Consider the following 25,151-nt stretch of genomic DNA (forward strand, 5'->3'; position numbering starts at 1 on the left):
AATTGCTTTTTGCCGGTGCAGCCAGGTGTGGTGGGCGTCGGTCCAGGCATCGCCGCCGGGAGAGACCAGGCCGTGGCGCAGCAGGAGCTTGGAGAGCCGGTTCCTGGCCCGCATGAGATCCGCGCGGACGTCCTCGCGGGCCCGCACCAGATCCTGGGCTGCCTCCTGCGAGGGGCAGGGACCCGCACCGGGAGACTTGGCCCGGCAGGGTCAACCGGGCCAGATGCTCGGTATCCCGGGCATCGGTCTTCACCCGGTCCCCGGAGGGTCGCTGGAGTTTGGACGGCGCCGCGACCGCGCATCTCCTGCCTCCACCGCCAACGTTGTCCACGGTCTCGGCTATCGCCGGCGCTTCGCTGCGGCTCCGCAGTTCACCCGCCGGAGACGAACTGGGCAGGAGCAGGTCTGACGATCCATGTGTGGACGCGGCCGCGCCGGCCGTCGGTGGCCAGGCCGTGCGGGGCCCGAGGTAGCGCCGACTGCCCTATTCGTAGATTTCGATGCGCGGTTCGCCCACGATGCCGCTGCGCTGGACGGCTTGCTTTAGCTCCGGGTTGGCAGCGAGGGCGCGCGCCTTCTCGACGGAATCGAAGTAGTGGAGCACCAAGACGGTGTCAGGGTCATCGGCCATCCGGTGGACGGACTCGCTTGTCACGCCGGCGGACTTCTGCATGTCTGCCGCTGAATCGTAAACCTTGCGCCAGGTGTCGTAGTCGGCGACGCGGTGCTGGATGGCTAAGAGTGCCATTGAGGACTCCTCAGGGTTGAGTGTTTGTGCGCGGAGTCGAAGGATCCGGCGCCGCTGGACAAGAGCCAAAGCTACGCCGGTGCCCTGCTCCGGGGAAGAGGCTATCAGCGGGGATGGATCGTCTGCCGGCCAAGGCACTGGGTGGCCCGGATGGGTACGCGACCGAACTCCGGCCAGGACGGGGACTGGGGCGAGCGGTGGCGGGGCGACTAGTGTGCGGCGGCGTTGCGGCTGGCGAGCTTCCTGTCGCCTGCCTGACCGACGCGGATCCCGGCTGCGGCAGCCTGGGCGGCCATCCCGTTGTCCCGGAGCCCGTAGTCGTGCAGTTGCTTTCAGGCCCAGGAGCCGGTTCAGCGGCAGGGCGATCAGCTGCAGGTCCGACGCGCTCTTGACCGTGGCGTAGGCGACCTGTTCGGCGCGGCGGTCCGCGGTGGCGTGCCGGCTGCAGGTCAGCGGCCAGGGCAACCACCTTGGTGGTGGGCTCTTCCGGTTCACCGAGGCTGTGCCGAACCATTTGTGCCAGACCGTGGCCACGACCTCCGGGGTGACGGGCATGCCGGCGACTAAGTGGCACGGTGCCCGCCGGGCGGGGGAGTGCTCCATGATCCCGAGGCGACCGACGTGTCCCGCCCGCCGTCGGCGCGCGGGTGCACTGCCCCGGTGAACTTGCCGATTAGGTGGGGGATTCCAAGCCCGAACACATCTCCTTCGCGGCTGAAGTGATTACGAAGATCTGTACACCATGGGCAGCGTGTCTCTCACGTCGGAACTGCACCTGAGAGATTCGGCAAAACTACGGAACCGGCGCCACAAATTTCCAATTAGACGGGCCGAGATGACCCGGTTCGCAGGCACGTGCATCCGCGCGATCCCGGCGATTCCTTGTTGGAAGTTCTTCCAAATTGATTTACATCTCACCGTCGCGTCGTCGTTCGTTGTGAGACGTCGACCATATTGGAAGAAGCGCATCGTCTAGTTGGTTGGAAGTCTTCCAAGTAGCTGCCACTAAAGCGGGCCCTGCGCGGCAAGTCGTGCAGGGCCCGCTTTGTGAGTCCAGTCTGGGGCAGAGGGCTCAAGGCCACCGGCTGATGCGCCCCCGGCCAGCACGGCCAGCCAGCCTCCGCGCGGCGCGCGCGACACGGTACAGGTGATCGGAAATGCTCTGGTCCGGTTTGACCGCGACAACGCGGATCCGGGGGAACGTTGTCGGGTTGGACGAATGGGTGGGCCTGCGGAATCACCCACCGGCCGGCACTCGCATACGCCCTGGCCTTGATCACCGTGACAGCCTTCCGCTGGCTCATCGTCAGTCCCATCCCTCAAGGATGTCCACGGCCCCGTCGTTCCCGGACCTTTTCAGATGAGGCAACGTACCCGGCTCCACGGACCTTTTCCATGAGTCAACGCGGGCCCTTGTCCTGTGCGGGGGGCCGAGGCTAGTCTGACCTCGACCGTCGGCATTGCCGCGGGCGCGTCACCGCCGATCAGGAGGATGCCTTGAAGTTTGATCTGAACACCACCGCCGTTGTACTCATCGAATACCAGAACGATTTCACGTCCGAGGGCGGCGGGCTGCATGACGCTGTCCGACCGGTCATGGAAAAAACGGACATGCTCGCCAATACGGCTCGCGTTGTAGAGGCGGCCCGCGCGGCCGGTGTCACGGTAATGCACGCGCCCATCACCTTTGCCGAGGGCTACAACGAGCTCGGCAAGCATCCGTACGGGATCCTCAAGGGGGTCGTGGACGGTGGCGTGTTCGTCAAGGGAACCTGGGGTGCGGCCATCATCGACGAGCTGGCGCCGGCCGAGGGCGACATCGTCATTGAAGGTAAAAGGGGTCTCGACACCTTCGCCAGCACAAACCTGGACTTCATCCTGCGCAGCAAAGGCATCACCACCATCGTCCTGGGAGGGTTCCTGACGAACTGTTGCGTCGAATCAACCATGCGCAGTGGCTACGAGAACGGGTACCAGGTCGTGACTTTGAGCGACTGTGTCGCTGCAACATCGGTTGAGGAACACGACAACGCGATCGCGTACGACTACCCGATGTTCTCCACCCCGATGACTGCCGAGGAATTCTCCAGCCGGCTGTCTTAGCTTTGCAGAGGACTAAGGCCGCACCGTCCGGCACGAAGCCATGGTGCGGTCCTTCTTCTGCCTCCGCCCTTATTTGGGGCCCGCGCCCACACCGGCCTCCCTAGACGACCCTTCTATGGCGTCGAGTCAAGCCATGAGTGTTTGGAGTTGGCGGAAGATCTGTCTGGCGATGAAGCGCTTGAGGCAGCGGCGGATTTCGCGTGGGCTCCTGCCTTCTGCGGTGCGTCTCTCGATGTAGGCGCGGGTGGCGGGGTCTGTGAGGCTTCTGGTCCGGGCGACGACGTCCAGGGCGCGGTTGAGTTGGCGGTCTCCGTAGCGGTTAAGCCGGTGCCGGTGCGTGCTGCCTGAGGACGCCGGGATGGGGCTCGCGCCGGCCAGTGCTGCGAAGGCCGCTTCCGAGCGGACACGGCCATGGTGCGAGTACGCGGCCAGGATGATCGCCGCGGTCACTGGGCCGACCCCACGGATGTCCAGGATTCCCGGGGCCATGAGCTGGACATGCTCGGCCAGGGCCAGCTGGTTGGCCTCCAGTTCCGTGCCGAGGGCGATGACGGCGGACGCGAGCCGCCGTGCCTCGGCCCGCGCGACAGTGGCGGCAGCGCCGTCGCCCTGTCTTGCCCGCCAGCCCTGGACCGTTGCGACTTGGGCACCGGTCAGTGGGGAGCGTGCGTCGATTCCCAGGTCCAGGGTCCGCAGAAGGGCGGTCAGCGCGTTGCGCGCGCCCGTGCGCTGGGTGTCCATCGAGCGCCTGGCGGCCAGGAGGATCCGCAGTGCTTCCCACAGGCCCTCGGCCCGCGGGTTGACGAGTTCTGTGGTGGCCGCTCCGAGGACGGTCCGGGCGGCGGCGACGGCGTCGATCGCGTCGGATTTGCCGTGGGCGTGGCGGGACTGCCGCCGGGGCGGCCTGGCCTCGCAGACGGTGAAGCGCTCCGCCTCGAGCAGGCGCGTCAACCGGGCCCCGTAGGAGCTCGTCCCCTCGACCGCGACCAGGACGTTCCCGGACTGGGTGCGGCGGCGGATCCACTCCACCGCCCGGCTCATGCCTGCCGCGCTGGCCGGAAACGTGTCGGTCTCGATCACCGCGCCCGCGGCGGTGGTGAGAACTGAGAATGTGTGGGTTTTGGCGTGTGTGTCCACGCCGACGACGTGTGTGTACTGTTCTGCGACTGTGGTCATGTGCTCGCTCCTGTCCCGATGGGGTGCGGTCGAAACCAGCCGGAGGATCACCCTGAGGCAAATCTCTAACGAGTCACGCCGCACCACCGGGGCGAAGCGGACAGCCTTCTATCAAGCCATCGGAGTGGGCCGACTGCTCCCGGGACCTCGGGGGCGGACAGGTCGTCTATAAGACACCGCAGAGCGGGTCAGATATGAAGGGAGTCACGCCCAGGCGGTCCCGGAAAGCAGTCTGCCAACCAACCTCGGGCCGGTCACTACCCATTAGAGATATGAAGTGTGATCGGATCCTGCCGGTCCGGGGCCGGCCCATTATCGCCGGGCGGTCCTGCAGCGCCGGCTTGGGGTGCTCGCTGCCCCCGGATGAAGGGCGGCGCTGCGGGACCTGGACCCCCGGCGGTGATGTCCTCTATCCCGGACGGGCAGATTCCGGCAGGAACGGGGGCCGGGGCCTTCTGTTTCACAGCGTCCGTGGGTTGCCATTAGCGGCTCCCGTGGCCTGCGCGGCCCTGTCGGGGGTGCAATGGTAGTGCCACATGTGAAGTTGGGAGGTCCCGGCTATGTTCGAGCATACTTTCATCGGTCTGGATGTTCACGCGGTCAACGTCGTTGGCCATGCGCTGAACCCGGACACCGGCGAAATCACACGACACACGATGACCGCCGATCCGGCCGTGGTGCTGGAGTGGGTCCGCCGGTTCGAGCCGCCGGTCAAGGTCGTCTACGAATCGGGCCCCACAGGGTTTGTCCTGGCCCGCCACCTGCGGGCCGCGGGGATCGACTGCGTCGTCACGGCGTCCTCGAAACTGTTGCGCGCCCCCGGGGACCGGGTGAAAACCGACCGGCGGGACGCCCGGGTGCTGGCCGAAATGCTCGCGGTCGGCTCGGTCACCGAGGTGCGCATCCCGGACCCTGACGAAGAAGCGCTGCGGGATTTGTCCCGGCTGCGCTCCGGCGCGGCCAAGGACCTCGCGCACGCCCGCCAGCACGTGAACGCCATCCTGCTGCGCCACGGCATCCGCTACCGTAAAGACACCCGGTGGACGAAGGAACACCGTCTGTGGCTGCACCGACAGCACTTTGACGAACCCGCCCTCCAGTTCAGCTATCAGGCCGATGTCGAACAGGCCGAACTGCTGGCCGCCCACCTGGCACGGATCGACAAGCAGGTCACCGCCACGGCCGCTGCGTGCCGCTACACCCCGGTCATTGACGCGCTGATGTGTCTGCGCGGCATCCAGATCACGACCGCGTACGGCCTCGCCGTGGAGATCGGCGACTGGAACCGGTTCACCGGCTCAACCATCGGCTCCTATCTCGGCCTGGTCCCCAGCGAGCAATCCTCCGGCCAGTCCCGGCACCAGGGCCCGATCACCAAGGCAGGGAACACCTACGCCCGCAAACTCCTCATCGAGGCCGCCTGGCAGCACCGGCGCCCCTATGCCCGGCCCGGGGAACGGCTGCTGCGCCAACTTGACCTCGTCGCCCCGGCGACACGCATCCGCGCCCTGGAAGGAAATCACCGGCTGCACCGCAAGTGGGAGCACTTCGATGAGCGCGACAAGATGCCGGTCAAGGCCAACACTGCGGTCGCCCGCGAGCTCGCCGGCTGGTGCTGGTCACTGGCAGCCCCGCTCCAGCGAGGAGAACGCATGAACGCGGCCTGAACCCATGAACGTGCCACCGGGACGGGGTGGACGTGTGATGGCAGCACCAGGAGCTAACCCGGGAGAGTTCTATGAGCAGACGGCCCGGCCCCGTCGACGCTCGATCCTAGACACCGAAACGCTCCAGCCGAACAATCGTCATGCGGTAGCCAACCCGCGAATATCAGTCTGACACTGCAGTCGAAACGACCCGCCAACACCCTTCACCACGGACCGGCAGGCACCAGATGAGCGGCCCCGGAACCAAATCCCAGGAGCCGCTCATCTATGCCTCTTGACAACCAGAACTACATATCAGAACTCTGTAGTGCCACGCAGCCGACGGGGGCGGCCGTCCGGGTCCACGACGAGGCGGCTAAGCGGAACCGCCCAGAGACGTTGGAGGGAGGACACGGGTTCTGGGGTGTGGAGGCGCGCATGTCCGGCGGGGCGAGGCGAGCGCTGCCCGGATTCGTGCCATTGGTCGAGAGCGTCTGCGGTGGAGTTCCAAAGCTTGAGCCCGGCCCCCGGATCAAGGAGCCGGGGATCGTCCTGGTTTAGGCCCAGGTGTTCCGCCCAGAGTTGGAGCCGGAGCCCCTGGGCCAACGGGCGGGAAGCGTCGTGGCCCGAGTCTGTGCCGGGAGTTTCCCGGTTGTCGGCAGTGGCATCGAGTACGGCGCAGGTGAGCTCACTGTCGGTGGTCCAAGATCGGCGGTTGAAGTTGTCTGAGCCGCAGGTCATCCAGGTGTCATCGATGATGCAGATCTTGGCGTGGACGTAGATCGGGGTTCCGGCGCTGTTCTCCAGATCGAACACGCCGACCCTGTCGGGCGCGACCCGGCGCAGCATCCTGATGGCACGCAGTTGCCCGATCCGGATAGCCGGTCCTGCTATAGCACCGTCGGAGTCGGGGTAGCGGGGCACGACGGCGATCACGTTCAATTCGGGGTTCCGTTCGAGGGCCTCCGCAATTCCGGTTGCGACCTCTGTAGACCACAGGTACTGGTCCTCGATGTAGATCAGCGAGCGAGCGCGGGCGAAGGCCTTCGCATAGCCGCGGGCAATGCTGCGTTCCCCCTCGGGTGCGAACGGGAACGGAGGACGTTTCACCCCGTAGGTGCGCAGCAGCTGCACGGAGTGAGGGCCCGCCGGTGGGGGCGGCGGCGCAGTCTCCGGGAGCGGTTCGGGGTGCCGGGGCATACGGGCCAGACGTTGCAGCAGCATCCGGTAGGGGGTGCGCCGGTCCAGGGGATGGGGGTCGTTCCACCGTTCAGCAAACACTGCCAGGACATCAGCCACCACGGGGCCACGCAGTTCGAGGGTCGCATCGTGCCACGGGGGGCGTTTCCCGTACCGGGAATCCATGTCCACCGCTTGCGGGTCTCCCGCGTGGCCGGCATCGTCCCGACGGCTGTGGGAAAGGTCGATCCCGCCAACGAACGCGACATCCCGCGACGGATTGTCACGATGGCGGATGACGAAGAGTTTTTGGTGATGGGAGCCGAAGAGGCGTACACGCTGATCCAGCAGCACCTCTCCGCCGGCGTCGTTGATCTGATGACTTAGCAGCTCGTTGGATCGGCTGCTGATCGGGGCCGATACGCGCTCTCCGTGGGATCTCCAGACAAGGCCCCGCACTTCCACGCCTGCGCGGGCCAAGCCGGAGAGCACGTCGCCGATCGACGGTCCGTCGGCCAGCAGCCGCTCGTCGGCGTCGCCGCGCCAGTCGGTGAACCACACGCGGTCTCCCGCCTGCAGAGCCGTCAACTCCTCATGCAGTCGGGCGAAGTAGGTTGCTCCATGAATCAGGGGCCGCACTAGATTGCCCTCCGACCAGGACAGCGATCCGGCACCCCCCGCGTGGACGTCTGTGGCCAGATTCCCCCGCTCGGCGCGACTCAGAAACCACGTACCAGCATTACTGTCCACTCAGTCCTTCTTTCGGGGCCCGTTGCTGCTAGTGTCCGGTCTCAAAAAATAGCCTACGACTGTGCTGACCAATGCCATCGACAGGGTGATCAGCGTCCGGTTCAAGCCTATGTTTTGTCGGGCCGTGAGTAGGAGGAGCCGGAGGGCGTCCGTTCCAATAGCCCGAAGTCGATCATGTAGCGGCGCAGCATCACGACGTCATCGGTATAACTGAGGAGCCGTTCATTTACCTGCTTTTCCGTTAGGTGTTCGCCCGGCTCGATTGCTTCGCTGGCAATCCAGGCCAGGAGCTCCCGCCGTTCCGCCATGTTGGCTGGATACCGATCGATTCTGCCTAGGCGCATGAAGCGAGCCACTCCGGTCTGCGCCTGTCGCCGGGGTTGCTGCGTGAGCAGGTCGCGGAAGATCGCCTCAGACGCCTCCAGTTCGTTGGCAGCATTCCGTTCGACGAGCCCTGACTCGAGCAGGGCGGCGATGGCCCGGTTCCGCCGTTGGTCATTCAGATCAGCAACCACGTCGGCGAGCTTGGCGCCCAGTACGATTTGCGCGTAGACGGTCCGCGCGTCCTTGTTGGCGAGGGCCGCCACCACTCGCCGCCAGTGCGGTCCGCTCAGCCGCGTCCCTCCGGTCACAGCCTTCTCCTCACTCTGCGACCACCCATTCTGTGCCGGTCAGCGTGTGTCTGGTCAATAGGCAAGATCGTAGTCCGGCGCGGACGCGACGGACAGAGTGGGCAAAAGTGTCGGGACACGGCAACACCCCCTTCCCTAAGGCCGCCAGATGGTGGCCGGTGTATCGGAAGGGGGTGCAGCCAGGGGCGTTCGGATCAGGCGTCGGCGGGATCCTCCACCGGCGCGACAGGGGTCTCTGCCGCGGATTCTGCCGCCTTTTCGGCAGCTTCCGCGTCGGCCTCGACGGCGGCCTGCGCAGCTTCGGCGGCGGCTTCCTCTGCAGCTTTCGCGTCAGCGGCTGCCTTTAGGGCTGCCACTTTCGCTGCCGTGGCTTCACGCTTCTGGGCTTGGGTGGCCTTCTTGGCGACCTTCTTGGCCTCCTGGGCGGCGTGCTTCTGTGCGACATCCGCAACGGCGGCAGCGTTCCTCGCCTCGGCGGCAGCCTTCAGGGACGTGACCTTGGCCTTCACAGCGGCAAGCTTCGCGGCGGCTGCCTGCTTCTTCAACTGCGCCTTGGCCTTTGCCTCAGTGGCCTTTGCGGACGCCTTCACGGAGACCGAGTGTGCGGCCTTGCTCGGAGCCGCGTTGGCGACACCGGCACCTGCACCGGTGAGAACGGCGGCGGTCAGGACTACAGCGCCCAGTTTCTTTGCAATCGACATGCGTGATACTCCAATGATGAGTGGCCCGGGCCGTGCGGGCGGGGATCTCGCTCGCCGGTTGCCGTCAGCCTAAAGTGGAAGCAGAGAGTCGTTCAACCGGAAGCGCCGATGCTTGGCAGAACCTTGGCGAATGCTGTGACTTCAGTTTTTCGGGCCCCAATTTTGTGCCGGCTACACTCGCGATGGACGGCTGCCGGTCTTCAGTTAGCCCTGGCGGTTCGCGTCCAGGACGGTGACGTCCAGGGGCATGCGGTTGGCGCGACGGAGGCGTCCGGCCAGCACGTTGCGCACCCCGCGGGTCACCATGGTCGTTTTGGTCAGATCCCGGAACTCGGCGGCGTCCGACGTTACGAGGTCCAGGAGAGGGCGCGCGGCGTCGTCAGGGTTCTGCCCCCAGAGCCCGACGACGACCTGCAGCCCGCCCAGTCGATGCTCGTACCCTGGCTGGGACGTGACGTGCCCCAGCATGTCTGTCATCACCAATCCCGGATTCATGCCATGCACCCGGACGCCGGTGCCCTTGGTCTCCAGCCGCAACGTCTCGGTGAACTGGCGGACCCAGCGCTTGCTCGACGCATACGCGTTCTGCAGCGCGACCGGCCCCTGGTCGCCGTGGCCATAGACGTTGACGAGATCGCCGCGGCCTTGGCCGAGGAACACGGGCAACGCAACCCTCGACCCGTGGAACGTGCCGAGGATGTTCGTGCGCACCACTCGCGTGAAGTCATCGACCGGCGTGGACGCCGTGGGCCCGTAGACACCTGAGGCTCCGGCGTTGTTGACCCAGATGTCGAGCGTCCCGCGGCCTAAGGCCTCGTCGCGCACGGCTTCGACGTCGGCCAGCTCACCGGTGTCGCAGTGACGTCCGGACGCCGCGATCCCTTCCGTGTGCAGCCGCTCGACGGCGGCCGCGACGTCCACTTCCGACCTGGACGCCAGCACCAGCGTCGCGCCCTGATGCCCCAGTAGCCGGGCCATTGCAAACCCCAGACCGCGTGTCGAGCCAGTCACGACCGCCACGCGGCCGCGGAGGACGTCTCGTTGCGAACCCATGCTCTTCTCATACGCGCAACGGCCGCAGAGAGCAAGAGCGAGACGCGCAGAGGGCCGGAATATTGCCGGATCCGCAGGTGGCAGCCCGGCCGGACAAGTTCCTTCGGGACTCAAGGCGTCCCAATGCGGCGTGCTTCCGGCGGATTGCTCGATTGCCGTCAAGAGCTAGCAGGGGTCGCAGTCGAGTGCGAACGCTCCTATTTATCGTGCTGTCGGCGCACCAATTCGGATATCCAGATGGGCGCGAACGGAGATGTGCAGTTCGGGGGAGTCGGATAATCCTTGAGCACCTCCAGGCGCTCACCAATGTCGATGGCGCGGGCGCGGTGCTCGGCATGCTCGATCCCGATCTGGGCCAGGCAGTGGTTCATTGCCCACTGCAGGCGGTCCGGGGCGTCCTTCATCCCTGCCTCGATGACGTCGAGCAGTCCTGCGAGGTCGAGGCCCTCGGGCTTCTTCGCCACGCGTTCGCTGGTCAGCGCCCAGCCGGCACTAGCCACTACCGGATCCGGGTCGGCCAACCAGGTCAGGCGCAACTCTTCGGAGTGCGGGCTCTTCTTCACCACGTAGTTCACGTGCCAGTCGTGCACCTTGGGGCTGCGCGCCTGGCGCAACATGAAGTCCAACTCTTGACGTTCGAACGCCTTCGGGCGGCAGATCAGGACAGCCAACAGTTGCGCAGCGGTGTCATCCGTCTCCCAAAGCTGGCGCGCGAGGTCCTGCTGGGTCTTCAGCCGCTTCGCGAGTGCACGCAGTTTGCCGAGGTTCACACCGTGATCGTCACCGTGTTTCTCGTTCACCACGCGTGCCCTCGGGTCCTCAAGATCGGCCAGTTCGGCCATCACTTCGGCCACCGTCGTCTCGGCCACCTCGGCCTCCTGTTCATCAGATATGAGGTTGAGCCTACTTGGAAACCGGTCAGCCTGCGCCGTCAGGAGCGCACTCGGGATGCGGTTGAAGAGGGGTGTTGGCCAAACCCCGAGGGTCAAAGAATCTGAAAAACTCCCAGACGCCGATTCCGGTTCCATGGTTCAATGACGTGACGTCGGGCACGTCAATCCGGAGATCAGCTCGTGTTGAAGGTCGAACGTTAGCCCCTGGAAGTGCAGAGAGGAAAGCGCGATGAGCGAAGACCAAGCGGCACCTGAGACGAAAGGTGTCACGTCGGAGTTACTTGCAACGGTTGACCTCGGCCCCGAGATCGAGGGCATGGCCGGTCGCCAGCTTCGAATGCGTATGGTGACCTTCGAGCCAGGGGGAGTCTTCGGCCCGGTGCACGACCATATAGACCGACCAGGCATCGTCTACATCTTGCAAGGAACGATCACCGACCATAGGAATGGAGTCACTACGGACTACGGGCCGGGGGTGGGCTGGCCCGAGAACAGGGACACCACTCACTGGCTGGAGAACAGAGGAACGATTCCCGCGTTGGAGATCTCGGTCGACATAGTCAGGCAAGACTAAGGTCAGGCCCAAGATCGGAATCGACCCGCGACTTGTCGTTCAGGCGGATTGGTACAGGGCGGATTCGTGGGTGGGGTCGTCGAGGGGTGCCGGCCAGCCGGGGTCGTCGGTGTCTGCGGCGGGGAATGGGTGCCCGGCCGTGAAGTGGTGCCAGTCGGGGAAGGGATCCGGGGGCAGTTCCGGCTCGGGATCCTGGCCGGGATCCTGGATGGGGTCCTGGATGCGGTTCTGGTCTGGGTGCCCGGTGGGGCCCGGGCCCGGGAGATGGTCCGGATCCGCGGGCACGCCTCGCTCCGCCCGTGGGTCTGTGTCTGTTTTCGTGATCGGGAGGTGGGCGGGCCAGCGGGGCGGTTCCCAGTCCTGATGCTCGCTCGGATAGTAGCGTTTTGAGGGTGAAATCCAGCCCGGCGGGCTCGTTGTGGTGGCCCCGACGGGTGTCCAGGCGGAGGAGTGTTTGAGGCGGTGGTGTTTCGGGCAGGGCTGGCCCAGGTTGGCGATACCCGTGGTGCCCCCGTCGGCCCAGGCCAGGAGGTGGTCCGCCTCGTTGTCCAGGGAATGGTTGTTACAGCCGGGAAACGGACACCTGCCGTCACGGAGCCGGAGCCAGTGCCGCTGCGCCGCCGTCAGACGGTAGCTGCTCCGCCCGATTTCCAGCGGCGCCCCGTCCCGGGGATCGGTCAGGACCCGGTAGAAGGAACCCGCGCCGCCGGCGACGAGGCGGCGGGCCATCGACGGCGGGATCGGACCGTACCCGTCCAGGACGGCCGGTTCGTCCGTGAGGCCCAGCAGCGACAGGACCGGCACGGTGACCAGGACCTGCGCCCGCGGCACCGGAACACCCCCGCCCACACACCCGCCCGTCCCGCCGCCGGCAAGTCCGTTGGTGGTGCCCCCGCCGGCAAGTACGTTGGTGGTGCCGTCGCCTGTTCCGCCGGTGGCGTTGGTGAGGAGCCAGGTCGCGGCGATGTCGGCGCGGAGCTGGGCCAGGGTCCGGGTCTCGGCCGGGCCCTGCAGGGCCCGGGCGGCGGCGGTGGTCCGTTCCCAGATCCCGGCCGCGGTCTCGGCCGGGAGCCGGGCCGAGAGCCAGGCCATGCCGTCCCGGTCCGGGACGAACTCCACCCGCCGGTCCGCGACGCTCACGGTGTGGCGTGCCTCGATGCTCTCCGGATGGTGGCGCTCGCGCCAGGTGCGGGCCTTGGCCCGGAACCGGGACGGCACGAGCCCCCCGGCCGCACAGCCCCGGGCCGCCCCGGGCGCGGCCGGGTCCAGGAAATGTCCCTCCATCGAGGCCGCCCCGGCAGAATCCAGGCCGCCGGTTTCCTCGACAAGGATCCGGGCGTGCTGCCAGGAAATCGTCCCGGCCCGCAACGCCGCCCAGGTCAGCGGCAGCCCGGTCGTCAACGCCCGGGCCTCGGACAACAGCGCCCCGGCGGCGCGTTCGCTCACGGTCAGGACACACGCGACCTCGGCGACCAGCGCCATCTCCTGGACGGCACGGTCCCGCACAGATCCCGCCGGCGGGGCCAGGAACCTCGCCGCCCGCGCGTAATCGGCGGCCAACTGAACCTTCAGCGCCGCCGTCCGGGCCTCCAACCGGGCCACCTCAGCCAACCCGTCCAACAACCCATCCGCCAAATCCCGCAACGGATCACCACCGGCGCCGGGACCAGTACCCCGCACGGCACCCGCATCCCGCAGGGCGCCCGCATCCCGCTGGGCATCGGCGGCGGCCGAATCAGAGCGGTCCGGGCCCTCGGATCCGGACCCGAGCAAGGCAACCAGCACAGCCACAGACGCGGCAACGGCCTCCACCGCCACCCCGCTGTCCCCGCTCCACGCCACCCTGCTTCTCATACCCCAAGTCTATGAAGAGGCACCGACAATCTTGATGCTGCTCCGACGGGACGCCGGCAATATTGATGAATTTGCCGGTCCTCTGAAAAACACCGCAGTGCCGGACGTCTGGCGAGGTCTGGCCTCATTCACGTCGCGGGGAAGGTGATCTCGCTCCAGAGGTTGCCGGGTCCGACGTGAACCCGGGCGTCTGCGACTGGGGCATCAGCCCTGACGATGTGGGTGTTCACGGTGGTCAATGCGGCCAGCAGTGCCCCGTTCGGGATGTCGCCCCACTGCTCGACTTTCCCGTAGGGGAGCATCGCGTAAGTTCCCTGGTTGCCGATGGCGCTGGTGACGTAATCGCGTGGGGTGGCGTTGTGGGAGCCGTGGTGGCCGATCTTGTAGAAGGCAGGGTTTGAGACGAGAGCGCGGGCCGCCGGGTCTTGAAGGACATGGTCCCAGGCGCCTTCTTGTGAGTCGCCCACGAAGACGAGTCTGGTGCCCTCGACGTCGAGAACGAAGTAGATGCTGGTGTTGTTGACGGAGCGCTCGAGGATGGAGGCCGCCGCCAGAAGTTCGCTCGCGTCGTCGAGGAGGGCTCCGAGGTTGAGGGTTGCCAAGGTGCTGAGAAGTTCGATTCCGATGTCGTGGCTCACTTCGTCGGGCGTGACACTGTAGATCCCGGCGAAAAGGGGCGCAGCAGGCGTCTGGCTGCCGGGGGAGTCGCTCGCGGGTTCGGCATCCAGAGCCTGTTGCATGGCAAGCCAGCGGGCAGACGCGGGAGGGTTCATGAGTTTGAGCTGGTCAGGGTCACGTGAGGGTCCGAGGACATGAATGGTGACATCGGGCAGTGGCGTGCGGATGACGTTGAGCTGCGCGATCCTGTCCGGGAGGTAGCGGACCGTCGGGACGTTGAGAAAGTGCTTGCCGTTGCGTCCGAGCAGGCGGTCCATGGCGTCCTCGTTGCCCAGCGAATTCAGAGCCAGAGTGCCGGCAACCCCGAGAGCCAGGGTTCGTGCTTCGTCGTTCAGCGCTGCGGGCGCACGGCCGATCAGGGTGTTCAAGCTTGTTGCTGCGCGGGCGAGACCGCTCTTGAGTCTTTTGGCGTCGTCGTCGGAATCGTCTTCGACGAATGACACCCAGACTTCGCCGACCTGGACCTTTTCCCAGTCGTCGTAGGCGAATCCGGTGATGTGGTCGGCATGGTGGTGCGTTGCTACGACCACGTCGAGAGTGGGGGGTCCTCCCGGTGCGGCCGCCTCGGTGAGGTCGGAGATGATCGCACGTACGACGTCGAGGAGGGGCCGCGCCTTGCCCAGGCTATGGACGCCGCAGTCCACCAGCATCCGCCAGGCCTGATCGTCGCGTTTGACGGTGACCAGGAAGGCATCGCCGAAGCCGACGTCGTACATGCGGACGGTGACGGAGGACGCTGGCATGCTCAGGCTCCGTCCTGGCCGGCGTGCAGGCGCGCGAAGGAGAGTCGGAGGGTTGCCGGTTCGACGGTCCAGGCCGAGAGCGCGTCCATGTCTTCGACGTCGCCCATCCAGTCGCGGATCGACCGCAGCCGTTCGGTGCCGGCCTCGTGGAAGTCCAGTGCGCAGCCTCTGATGTCCCCAGACAGGTCGTCGAGTTTTGTGTGGTCCGAAAGCGGCAGCGGTTTGGTGACGAGAAATTCGACCTGTCCGTCCACGCGGGCGATGACGGTGGTGCCGGCGCGAATCGCTGCGCGTTGATTTGGCGGGATCTGGGCGCCGGCGTCGTCGGTCCGCTGATCTTCCAGGTCGTCGCGACGCTGGGCGAACTGGATGGCGACGATCGGTCGGGGTTGCCCGTCGGAGGCCCACAGGTAGACGACCCGGGCACTGACCATCTCGATCTTCCCTGCGGCTTTGTCCAGGCCAAGTTCATAGGCGTGTTCTACTCCCCAGCCGCGAATGAGCTCCTGAAGGTGTCTGGCATCGGGCTGTGACGTCAACTGGCCATGTGGCGCCTGTCCGGGAACCGCCCGACCGGGAACAGCATGCCCGGTGGCCGGAGTGGTGTCAGAATCGTCGGCGAAATAGACGGTGCTGCCGGTGTCGAGGTCGAGTGTTGCTTCCAGGATCAGGGGTGCCAGGTCGATGGCATTGATCCCGTCTCTCAGGTTCATGTCCAGTGGCGGCTTGGACCAGACGAGGGCCTCGTCAGCGAGGGAGGTCACTCCCGGCGGGTAGATACCGCGCCGACGGAAGGCCTCGACAAGAATTGCCCTGAGGTGTCCGGCGTCATCGGGGTAGAGTCCCTGGTCCGCGGTGACGATCGCCCGGACGACATCACCGAAGGTCACGTCGACGACGGGGAGGTATTCGAATGCCCGGACCACCATTTCCAGGAAACGGTCGGCATTCATCGCCGCCGTGGCGGTGACGCGATTGACCAGGTCTGTTGGGAGCGCTCCCGGCGGCAGGACCCCGGTGCCTGCACTGGCGATACGTCGGAGATCGGCGATCTGCGACTTGTAGGTGTCAATGAACGCGTCGAAGACGGCGGCGACGAAGCACGCCCCGCGATCGTGTGGTTCAACGGATTTCAGGAACGCGTCCGGGGTGCGGGGGGATCCGATCGCGGACCTCAGTGCCGCACCGCGTCCGGTGGACGCGCCGAACTCGGTTGCAAGATCCAGCAGCGCCGACCCCTTCTCGAGGGTGCCTTCCGATTTCGCTACGGCATCGGAGACGACTTCGGGGAAGCCGAAATGGTTAAACAGTGCAACGAGGTCGGCTATTGCCTCATGCCATGCGAGCACGTCCGGGTGAGTGGGTTCGGAAAAGTACTTGCGCATGCGGTGCACGATGGCATGAGTGACTTCATGGGCGACCACGTCAACGGACAGACAGGTGAACATCATCTGGCCCGGCAGGTTGGCTCCAGGGTCCCTCTCGTCGGCACGGAAGTAGCCGAAAAGGACAGCCCGCCGGTCCTTGTCGAAGTAGGCGTTACGTCCCTCGAACGCATGCGGGACGAGGCGGAGTTTGTCGTCGCCACGCCAGCGGAAGCGGAAGCCGCCAAATCGTTCAAAGCGTTCGATCACGCTCATCGCCACTGCGTAGACGACTTGCTGATGGGTTCTTGGATCGCTTTCCGAGGGGCGCATACCCCGTTGGGCGAGGATGGCGGCGGCGTTCAGGTCAACCGGCAAATACCAGAGGTCACGGGCCACGTCATAGTCGACGACCTGCAAGAGCCGGCCGGCCGGGCCGGGCCTGAGGTCCCTTTCGAACGGGATGTCGATCGTGAGGAACCTGCCGGAAAGGCGGGTCGACATCGGATCGAACGCATACGCACGAAGTAGCCGCCGGGCCGGCAACACGGCCTCGGGCCGGTCCCTCCTCGCGGGAGTCACTGCTCAGCCCGAGCCGACGCAGGCGTCGCTTGTTGCCCGGCCCAGTCCGGATCGGCCCAGACCACATTGGCGGGTGCCTTGAACGTTGGATCGGCCACGGCCCGGGTGTTCACGCTGGCGTGGACGGCGGCGCCGGCGGGGACCTTCCTGTTGCGTGTGCCGAGCAGCACCCATGCCCGGCCGCGGCGGTGCAGCTCCGCGGTCGCGTCAGCAGGGGTGACCGCGCAGGCGGCACCGACGGCGCGGGATCGAACTAACAAACCCTCGGCAATCCCGCCCTCGATAATCCACTTCAAGGCGATTCTCGAAAGCCGCGGAGCAGGGGTCGGCTTCCCCGGGCGCGCTGCCTGGCCGGCGGGTGTTTTGTCGACGAAGGTTCCTCCGACATCGCTGTGCACACCGGCGAACCAAACCTCTTCCAGGGACCCGTCCGTGCGGGCGTCGACCAGGTACTCCTTGAAGGGAGCCCGCTTCTCATTGATCGACACTGCATGGCGGATTCGCACGGCATTGGGGAGTTCGCGCGTAAAAGGCCAGCGGATCTCCCATCGGAGGAACCCTGCAGCCTTGACGGTGTCCCACACGCCCAGGTACCTCACCGGCACGGTCGATTTGCCGTCGACGTGCTGCGCGAACACTTCCGACGTGAGGTGCACCTCGTCCCAGTCAATCCTCCCTTCACCGCCCCGACGGGCATAGGTGGCGACCACATACGGAACGAGGTTCTCCGAACCTGGACGCATCACGCCGATGGCGCGAAGAATCCCCACGAGGGCACGAGCCGTATACGCGCCGCGGCTAAACCCGAAAATGAAGATCTGATCCCCGGGGGCCCAGTTCTGCATCAGCCACGCATAGGCTTCCCCAAGGTTCTGCCGCAGACCCCACCCGAACGCGAGCCCGCCCACCCGCGAGATCGACCTGGCGAGAGGAGTCCACGCCCCGGCAGACGCAAACGTCCCGACCCCAGGGTCGTAGTAGGCGATCTGTTTAGTCGGATCGGAATGATCGAGTAGCTCGTACAGAAGGACGACGTTGGTGTTGCCCTTGGCGCGCACCTGCGCACCGGTCCCATCCAGACACACCACCAGATTCCGGGACATTTGAAACCTCCCCGCCGGGCACGTACCGCACCTGCCGCACCTGAAGCCGATCATCCCCCTCCAGCGCCGCCAAGGGAAGAGGAAGTTGCGAACCGGGTCAGCACTCAAGTGCACCCGGCTTCCCGCAGGGCGTCACCCGTCCCGGGAGAGATAGGACAGTGCGGCGACGACGTGGGCTTGGACGCCCACGGACAGAGTCGGCTCGATCATGGGGGCGAAGGAGGGGGAGTGGTTCGCCGGGATGTCCCGGGCCACTGTTCCCTTCGAGGCCGCAGCGCGGTAAGCATCGGGGTCCGCGCCGCCGAGGAGCCAGAACGTGTAGGGCACGCCGAACGCGTCCGGAATGCGGCTGAAGTCCTCGGACGCCGTCTGCCGCTCCGCCGTGCGCACAACCTCTGCCCCGAAGCGGGCGGTAAACGCCGTCCGCACCCGTTCTGTCACAGCTGCGTCGTTGCTGGTGAGCGGGAACTGGTCGTAATACTCGAACTCAGGTTCCCGGGGCGATCCGGCGGCAGAGCACTCGCCCTTGACGATCCGCTCAACCGCGGCGAGCACGCCGGCCCGGATTCCGGCGTCGTACGTGCGGATGTTCAGCAGCAGCGTGGCGCGGTCCGGGATGATGTTCGATGTCGCCCCGGCATTGAGCGCCCCCACGGTGACGACGGCGAACTCGCCGGGCTTCGTCTCCCGGGAGACGATCGACTGAAGCCTGAGCACTATTGAGGCGGCCATGACTACCGGGTCCACGGACATGTGCGGCATCGAGCCGTGCGCGCCTTTCCCGTACACCGTGATCTTGAGCGAATCGCCGGCGGAGAGGACCGGTCCGATGGTGGTGGCGACTGTCCCCGCCGGTATTGGCATCACGTGCTGGGCAAAGGCGACGTCGGGCCGTGGCACTTTGGTGACAAGTCCGTCGTCGATCATTGCTTGGGAACCTGCCCCGACTTCTTCGGCCGGCTGAAAAAGGGTGATGTAGGTTCCGGACCAGGCTCCACGCCCGTCCGCCATGAGCTTGGCGGCTCCGAGCAACGCACTGACGTGAAGGTCGTGACCGCACGCATGCATGATCCCGTTCACCGCCGACGCATAGGACAGCCCCGTGGCCTCCGTGACAGGCAGTGCGTCCATGTCGGCGCGCGCCAGAACAGCCGGGCCGACCCCGTTCGCGAGGACGCCGACCACGCCCGTTCCTCCAATACGGGTCACCGAATACCCGAAGGCAGTGAGTTTCTCCTCGACAATCTTCGACGTCTCATGCTCCTCGAAGCTCAGTTCGGGATGCCGGTGAAGCCGGGTGTAAATCTCCTGCAACCAGCCGAGCTCGGATTCCAGGCCTGCCAAAACTGTCTCGGAACTGCTCATGCGCATCTCGCTCTCGGAGCTTCAAAACGCCCGCGTGCGCCGGGCGCAACAGATAGAAACCAGACTAGGCCCGTGGAGCCATATTTGTAGTGCCAGGGGCGAGTAACGCGAAGGCTCTGACGGGTAAGAACCGGATATTAACACGTAGCCGCCACTCAGGAGGTGGCGACTCCTGACTCGTTAAGATGGCCTCTGCGTGGCCGGTTATTCCGGCCGGATGAATTCGGCGGCATGACGCAATCGCGCCGCAGTCAGGGCTTTTATCCCACATTGTTATTGGGTCATCGCGGGTCCTTCAGCATTGGCCGGCAGAGCATATTTCACTTCAATGACGACTTGCGAGGAATTCATGCGTCGAGCGATTTTGGAACGTTTAATAGTCATCGCCGCAATAGTGTGTTTCAGTCTGGTGCCGCTGCCCGCCAAGGCAGCCACTGGTGTGGCGACAGACAAGGTTGTCAGTAAACACCAGTCTTCGATTTCGCGATCTGTGGTATCGCCAGCTTTCACAACCAGCCAATCCAAGGAATTGTTGATCGCATTTGTGAGCGCTGATGGCCCGGCGGTCACCGGTTCCCAGCAATTCACCTCGGTCACCGGTGGAGGGCTCACCTGGCGCCTGCGTAAACGGACCAACGTTCAGTATGGGACGGCTGAAATCTGGCAGGCGGTGGCGAGCAGCATCCTCACGAACGCCACTGTGACGGCTACGCACAACGGGTCTTACCAGGCGTCCATAACGGTTGCGACGTTCACGGGCGCGGACACGGCCACCGATGGAGCAGTCGCGGGAGCCAACGGGCCCACGGGTGCGCCCAGCGCTTCGCTCACGACAACCCGCACCGGTTCCTGGGTCTGGGGCGTGGGAAACGACTGGAGCAGGGCCATCGCCCGTACAGTCGGAAGCGGTCAAACTAAGGTAGATGAGTTCCTTGCCAGCAACGGTGACACGTTCTGGACGCAGCGCCAGACCGTGCCCGGTACGGCGACAGCGCCGTCGTCCGTGAGAATCAATGACACCGCTCCGACTACGGACAAGTGGAATATGTCTCTGATCGAGATTCTGCCCGCCCCGACCCCGCCCTCGGCGCCGGTGTTCACCGCGGCCACGCCACCGGCGACGGCGACGGTGGGAGCCGCGTACACCTACACCTTCGCCGCGACAGGGAACCCGGCCCCGACCTTCCGGGTCTCGTCCGGTGCCCTGCCCGCGGGGCTGGGCCTGAACTCCACCACCGGGGTCCTGTCCGGAACCCCGACGACGGCGGGCCCGGCAACGTTCACGGTCACCGCCACGAACGGGGTCAGCCCCGACGCGGTCACGCCCTCGCTAACCATCACCGTGAACCCCGCGCAGTCGCCCGACGGTACCCAGGCCGCCGTCGTCTTCGGTTGGGGCCCGGTAGTAACCGGGGATGAGTTCACCTATACAGGCGCGCCGAATCCCTTGAAATGGAATGTGTACAACAGCACGGGACATGCGGGGAACGGGATCCGGAGCCCGAACGCCTGGGCCGTGGACGGCAGTGTCGCCACCGTCAGCGGTGACTCGGCCGGCACCACCGGCGGCATGTCGGCTAGGTTTGCCCAGCAGCAGTACGGCCGCTGGGAGGCCCGGATGCGAACCAGCGACCGGGATCCGAAGTACCATCCAGTCCTGATCCTCTGGCCGAACAACAACACGTCGCCCAACTGCGCGGAGATTGATTACGCCGAAGGAACGTCCGATACGAGCAAGATCAAGTTCTTCCTGCACTACGCGTGCAGCGGCTCGAACTTCCAGACTCAGGCAGCCCAGACGATCGACACAACCCAGTGGCACAACTACGCGGTCCAGTGGACCCCGTCCGGGATCACCGGCTACATCGACGCAGTCCCATGGTTCACCGACACGGACCCGGCGCACCAGCCGCCAGTCGGGATGCACCAAACCATCCAGCTCGATTGGTTCCCGGACGGGACCGCCACCAAACCGAGCCAGATGCAGGTCGACTGGGTCCGCGTCTACGCCTGACGCCCGACGTCTGGCTCGGCGGACGCGAACACTCTGACACCACCCACGGAACCCCGGTAGTTTCACTCGAGAGACAAGTATCGCCCACTGGTGACCCGCAGGTTGCCGGGCCGATAGGCTCCGGACTTAGCCGTCATTTCGGCCAATGCGGCAAGCGGGTGCCAGCCGTAACAGGCGTTATCAATGCAGGGGGACTTGATGCGGTTCTTAGCAAGGCTGGGCCTTATCGGACTGCTTCTGGCGCCACTGCTGGGAACGGGCATGCCCACCGCAGATATCGCCGCAGCAGCCACCCCAAGCTGCCAGCCCACCACGCCGGCACCGACCGACCCGTACCCTGGTGCCACCGTCGTGGCCGACAACTTCGAATCAGCTACCCTCGCCCCGTTCATCGTTCAAACCGCCGGAACCGGAACCGCCACAGTCTCCTCAGCTTTGGCACACACAGGCGGCTGCGCCGCCTACCTCCACGTAACCTCCGACGCCGGCTCGCTCGCATACCTCACTGCCCCCTTGCCGGCAGGAACCCCTTCCGCCTACGCAGACGGCTGGTTCAACATCACCACGGCCGGCCTGACCGGCAGTGACGTACCCTATTTCCGGTTCTTCTCCGGAACCACGCGGATCGCAGACGTATACCGCTACAACAGCAATGGCCAGCTCTGGCTGCGTGTGACCTCACCTACCGGCGCTTTCGTCTACACACGCTTGCTGTCCTCCAGCATCCCTCTCAGCTCCTGGCACCACGTCGTCATGCAGATCGTCCCCAATACAAGCGCGACAACGATACAGGTGTGGTTTGACAGCGTCCTCGTCTATTCCAGTAACCAGGTCAGCACCGGATTCACCACCTTGTCGACCGTGCAGCTCGGATCCGAACACACAAGCCAGATGGGCGACAGCTACGTCGACGACGTCATCGTCAAGAGCGGCGCCCAGGCGGCCCCGGTGTTCACGGCGTCCACGCCTCCGGGCGCTGCCACGGTCGGCACTGCCTACTCGTACACGTTCGCGGCATCGGGTAATCCGGCGCCGACGTTCCGGGTGTCGTCCGGTGCCCTGCCGGCCGGGTTGAGCCTGAACACCACTACCGGGGTTCTTTCCGGGACCCCGACGGCGGCTGGTCCGGCAACCTTCACGGTCACCGCGACGAACGGCGTCAGTCCCGACGCGGTCACCCCGTCGATCACGATCACGGCGAGCACCGCCCAGGCGGCCCCGGTCTTCACCGCGTCCACGCCGCCGACTACTGCCACGGTCGGCGCTGCCTACTCGTATACCTTTGCCGCGTCGGGTAACCCGGCGCCGACGTTCCGGGTGTCGTCCGGTGCCCTGCCGGCCGGGTTGAGCCTGAACAGCACTACCGGGGTTCTTTCCGGGACCCCCACCACTGTCGCTACATGGGACCACATCGTCATCCTGATTGACGAGAACCAAAAGGACACGTCCATTATCGGCAACTCCAGCGCGCCCTACCTGAACTCCCTCGCCACATCGGGCGCGAACATGACGCAGACGTTCGCGGAAAGCCACCCTTCGCAGCCGAACTATCTCGCGTTGTTTTCAGGCTCCACGCAGGGGATCACAGATGACAGCTACCCGCATAGCTTCACAACTACGATGCTTGAGGGCCAGCTAAAAGCAGCAGGCAGAACATTCACGGGATTCGCCGAAGGCCAGACCTCGCGAACGAACTACCTCGCTTATCACTCACCATGGAACAACTGGGCATCCATCCCGTCATCGGAACGCCTCGATTACAGCGCATGGCCGACTGACTTCACAACGCTACCGACTGTGTCCTTTGTCGTCCCCGACAGTTGCAACAGCATGCACGATTGCTCCGTCGGCACCGGTGACACGTGGGCAATGAACCACATGGACACATACCTGCAATGGGCCAAAACGCACAACTCACTGCTGATCACCACTTGGGATGAAAACGATTCATCTGTAAGCACGAACAAAATCGCCACGTTCTTCAACGGGGCCAACGTCATCCCCGGCAACTACACGCAGACGATCAATCACTACAGCATTCTTGGCCTGATCCAGGATGCTTACGGGCTCCCGCGCAACGCCAACACGTTAGGGGCAGCGGCACTCGCTGCCCCGTTCAGTGCAACGTTCACGGTCACCGCGACGAACGGGGTCAGCCCCGACGCCGTCACCCCACCCATCGCGATCCACGTGAACCCAGCACCGGCACCGCCTGTGTTCACGGCGTCCACGCCTCCGGCTGCTGCCACGGTCGGCACTGCCTACACATATGCCTTTGCCGCTTCGGGTAATCCGGCGCCGACGTTCGGGGTGTCTTCCGGTGCCCTGCCGGCCGGGTTGAGCCTGAACGCCACGACCGGGGTCCTTTCCGGCACCCCGACGGCGGCTGGTCCGGCAACCTTCACGGTCACCGCGACGAACGGGGTCAGCCCCGACGCGGTCACCCCGTCCATCACGATTACCGTGAACACCGCCCAGACGGCCCCGGTGTTTACCGCGTCCACGCCGCCGACTACTGCCACGGTCGGCACTGCCTACTCGTATGCCTTTGCCGCTTCGGGTAATCCGGCGCCGACGTTTCGGGTGTCTTCCGGTGCCCTGCCGGCCGGGTTGAGCCTGAACACCACCACCGGGGTCCTTTCCGGCACCCCGACGGCGGCTGGTCCGGCAACCTTCACGGTTACCGCCACGAACGGGGTCAGCCCCGACGCGGTCACCCCGTCCATCACGATTACCGTGAACCCGGATACGACAGCCCCAACGGCCCCCACGAATCTCTCCGCCGTGGCCGGTACCGGCCAGATCTCTTTGGCCTGGAGTGCCAGCACCGACAACGTCGGCGTCACCCGCTACAACATCTCCCGCAACGGGGCCGCGATCGGCACCGCTACCGGCACGTCCTTCGTCGATGGATCGGTTGTCGCCGGCACGACCTACAGCTACACCGTGACGGCACAGGACGGGGCCGGCAATGTCAGTGCTCCCTCGAACACCGCCACGGCCACCGCCGCCGGCGTCCGGACCATCACCGTCGACAAGCTCGTGACCGCCCATCAGGGCACCAGCGCCGCTACCGTCAGCGCCGCCGGCCTCACGACCACCGGAAGCAACCAGCTCATCCTTGCCTTCATCAGCTCCGACGGGCCCAGCGGTGGCGGCACCGAATCCATCAGATCGGTCAGCGGGGGCGGCCTGACCTGGACGCTGCGCCGGCGCGCCAACGCCCAGGCCGGCACGGCCGAAATATGGCAGGCCGCCTCACCGGCCCCGCTGACCAATGTCACCATTACCGCCACCCAGAACTCGGGCTCGTGGCAGTCAGCCATGACCGTCGTGGCGTTCAACAATGCCGACACCGCCAATGGCGCCACGGCCGGGGCCGGCGCCGCCTCCGGAGCACCGAGTGCCAGCGTGACCACCACCGGTGCCGGGTCATGGGTCTGGGGCGTCGGAACCGACTGGGACGCAGCGCGGGCCCGGACCGTCGGGCCGGCCCAGACCCTGGTTGACCAGTACTTCCCGCCGGCCGGCGACACCTACTGGGTGCAGCGCCAAACCGGGCTGACCGCCACCAGCGGCACCGTCGTCGCCATCAACGACACCGCCCCCACCACCGATCGCTGGAACCTCGCGGTCATCGAAATCCGCGCCGCCCCCTAAGCAGCATCCGGCTCTACAAGTTGGGGCGCGCGCCCGAACAGGTAGTCAGCACTCATGAGGCAGGTAGCCACTACTCTTGGGCTGGCACCTTCGGCTCGGTTAGGCTCGGACCGCTGTGCCGGTAGACCCGGCCGATTGGCGGCATGTCGCCACGCCGCAGTCAGGGCGTTGTCCCGAAATTTCACGGCAGCCGGTCTTATTCGACAGTTCCGGTCGGTATGCCACCGATGAAATTCACGTTCCACCATCGCGGAGCCTGACCCTGATGCTGCCGCAGCCCCGGGACTGCCTTCCGGGGAGAAGAATGTGGGCGCCGGGAGCGCACCCTGAGGC

Annotated in this window: 18 protein-coding genes and 1 pseudogene; 5 read left to right on the forward strand and 14 right to left on the reverse strand. The window is 65.7% G+C overall.

Annotation, left to right across the window (positions count from 1 at the left end; translation table 11 throughout):
• Window positions 1–9: 9 nt before the first annotated feature.
• Window positions 10–295: pseudogene (locus tag ACVWYS_RS07175) on the reverse strand (IS110 family transposase); the annotation flags it as partial.
• A 189-nt stretch (window positions 296–484) separates the two neighbouring features.
• Window positions 485–748, reverse strand: a complete 264-nt coding sequence (locus ACVWYS_RS07180; protein ID WP_116768562.1) for a cyclase — start codon at window positions 746–748, stop codon at window positions 485–487.
• Between the two features lie 1,497 nt (window positions 749–2,245).
• Here ACVWYS_RS07180 and ACVWYS_RS07185 point away from each other — a divergent pair.
• Window positions 2,246–2,851: a cysteine hydrolase gene (locus ACVWYS_RS07185; RefSeq protein WP_456509557.1), complete on the forward strand. Its 606-nt coding sequence runs from the start codon at window positions 2,246–2,248 to the stop codon at window positions 2,849–2,851.
• Window positions 2,852–2,977: 126 nt separating this feature from the next.
• Here ACVWYS_RS07185 and ACVWYS_RS07190 read toward each other — a convergent pair whose 3' ends face one another.
• Window positions 2,978–4,027: an IS110 family RNA-guided transposase gene (locus tag ACVWYS_RS07190; RefSeq protein WP_456509558.1), complete on the reverse strand. Its 1,050-nt coding sequence runs from the start codon at window positions 4,025–4,027 to the stop codon at window positions 2,978–2,980.
• Window positions 4,028–4,587: 560 nt separating this feature from the next.
• Between ACVWYS_RS07190 and ACVWYS_RS07195 the strand changes: the two genes are divergently transcribed.
• Window positions 4,588–5,694, forward strand: a complete 1,107-nt coding sequence (locus tag ACVWYS_RS07195) for an IS110 family RNA-guided transposase (protein ID WP_456509559.1) — start codon at window positions 4,588–4,590, stop codon at window positions 5,692–5,694.
• A 294-nt stretch (window positions 5,695–5,988) separates the two neighbouring features.
• Here ACVWYS_RS07195 and ACVWYS_RS07200 read toward each other — a convergent pair whose 3' ends face one another.
• From ACVWYS_RS07200 to ACVWYS_RS07220, 5 genes are all read right to left on the reverse strand, one after another.
• Window positions 5,989–7,440: a phospholipase D family protein gene (locus ACVWYS_RS07200; RefSeq protein ID WP_456509560.1), complete on the reverse strand. Its 1,452-nt coding sequence runs from the start codon at window positions 7,438–7,440 to the stop codon at window positions 5,989–5,991.
• Window positions 7,441–7,709: 269 nt separating this feature from the next.
• Entirely contained in the window at window positions 7,710–8,234 is a 525-nt protein-coding gene (locus ACVWYS_RS07205) for a DUF2087 domain-containing protein (RefSeq protein WP_456508832.1), read from the reverse strand.
• Window positions 8,235–8,428: 194 nt separating this feature from the next.
• Window positions 8,429–8,935: a hypothetical protein gene (locus ACVWYS_RS07210; protein ID WP_456508833.1), complete on the reverse strand. Its 507-nt coding sequence runs from the start codon at window positions 8,933–8,935 to the stop codon at window positions 8,429–8,431.
• Window positions 8,936–9,139: 204 nt separating this feature from the next.
• Window positions 9,140–9,988: an SDR family oxidoreductase gene (locus ACVWYS_RS07215; RefSeq protein WP_456508834.1), complete on the reverse strand. Its 849-nt coding sequence runs from the start codon at window positions 9,986–9,988 to the stop codon at window positions 9,140–9,142.
• 197 nt (window positions 9,989–10,185) lie between these two features.
• Complete coding sequence (locus ACVWYS_RS07220; RefSeq protein ID WP_456508835.1) at window positions 10,186–10,857, reverse strand: DNA alkylation repair protein; 672 nt, start codon at window positions 10,855–10,857, stop codon at window positions 10,186–10,188.
• Window positions 10,858–11,110: 253 nt separating this feature from the next.
• On the opposite strand from ACVWYS_RS07220, the gene ACVWYS_RS07225 reads away from it, so the two are divergent.
• Window positions 11,111–11,455 carry a cupin domain-containing protein gene (locus ACVWYS_RS07225; protein ID WP_456508836.1) on the forward strand — a complete coding sequence of 115 codons (345 nt, stop codon included), beginning with the start codon at window positions 11,111–11,113 and terminating at the stop codon, window positions 11,453–11,455.
• 39 nt (window positions 11,456–11,494) lie between these two features.
• On the opposite strand, the gene ACVWYS_RS07230 is transcribed toward ACVWYS_RS07225, so the two are convergent.
• The 6 genes from ACVWYS_RS07230 to ACVWYS_RS07255 form a co-directional block, all read right to left on the reverse strand.
• A complete protein-coding gene (locus ACVWYS_RS07230; protein ID WP_456509561.1) occupies window positions 11,495–13,309 on the reverse strand; it encodes a DUF222 domain-containing protein in 1,815 nt (604 codons plus the stop codon).
• Window positions 13,310–13,437: 128 nt separating this feature from the next.
• Window positions 13,438–14,730 (reverse strand): MBL fold metallo-hydrolase, encoded by a 1,293-nt coding sequence (locus tag ACVWYS_RS07235; protein ID WP_456508838.1) that lies wholly within the window; start codon window positions 14,728–14,730, stop codon window positions 13,438–13,440.
• A 2-nt stretch (window positions 14,731–14,732) separates the two neighbouring features.
• Window positions 14,733–16,643: a hypothetical protein gene (locus ACVWYS_RS07240; RefSeq protein WP_456509562.1), complete on the reverse strand. Its 1,911-nt coding sequence runs from the start codon at window positions 16,641–16,643 to the stop codon at window positions 14,733–14,735.
• A gap of 29 nt (window positions 16,644–16,672) precedes the next feature.
• Window positions 16,673–17,779: a T6SS phospholipase effector Tle1-like catalytic domain-containing protein gene (locus ACVWYS_RS07245; protein WP_456508840.1), complete on the reverse strand. Its 1,107-nt coding sequence runs from the start codon at window positions 17,777–17,779 to the stop codon at window positions 16,673–16,675.
• A 132-nt stretch (window positions 17,780–17,911) separates the two neighbouring features.
• Window positions 17,912–19,144 (reverse strand): amidohydrolase, encoded by a 1,233-nt coding sequence (locus ACVWYS_RS07250; RefSeq protein ID WP_456508841.1) that lies wholly within the window; start codon window positions 19,142–19,144, stop codon window positions 17,912–17,914.
• A 273-nt stretch (window positions 19,145–19,417) separates the two neighbouring features.
• Window positions 19,418–19,741: a hypothetical protein gene (locus tag ACVWYS_RS07255; protein ID WP_456508842.1), complete on the reverse strand. Its 324-nt coding sequence runs from the start codon at window positions 19,739–19,741 to the stop codon at window positions 19,418–19,420.
• Between the two features lie 73 nt (window positions 19,742–19,814).
• Between ACVWYS_RS07255 and ACVWYS_RS07260 the strand changes: the two genes are divergently transcribed.
• On the forward strand, window positions 19,815–21,158 hold the full coding sequence (locus tag ACVWYS_RS07260) for a putative Ig domain-containing protein (RefSeq protein ID WP_456508843.1): 1,344 nt from the start codon (window positions 19,815–19,817) through the stop codon (window positions 21,156–21,158).
• A 261-nt stretch (window positions 21,159–21,419) separates the two neighbouring features.
• Complete coding sequence (locus tag ACVWYS_RS07265) at window positions 21,420–24,818, forward strand: putative Ig domain-containing protein (protein ID WP_456508844.1); 3,399 nt, start codon at window positions 21,420–21,422, stop codon at window positions 24,816–24,818.
• Window positions 24,819–25,151: the final 333 nt, after the last annotated feature.

It is taken from the genome of Arthrobacter sp. TE12231 (assembly GCF_054062895.1).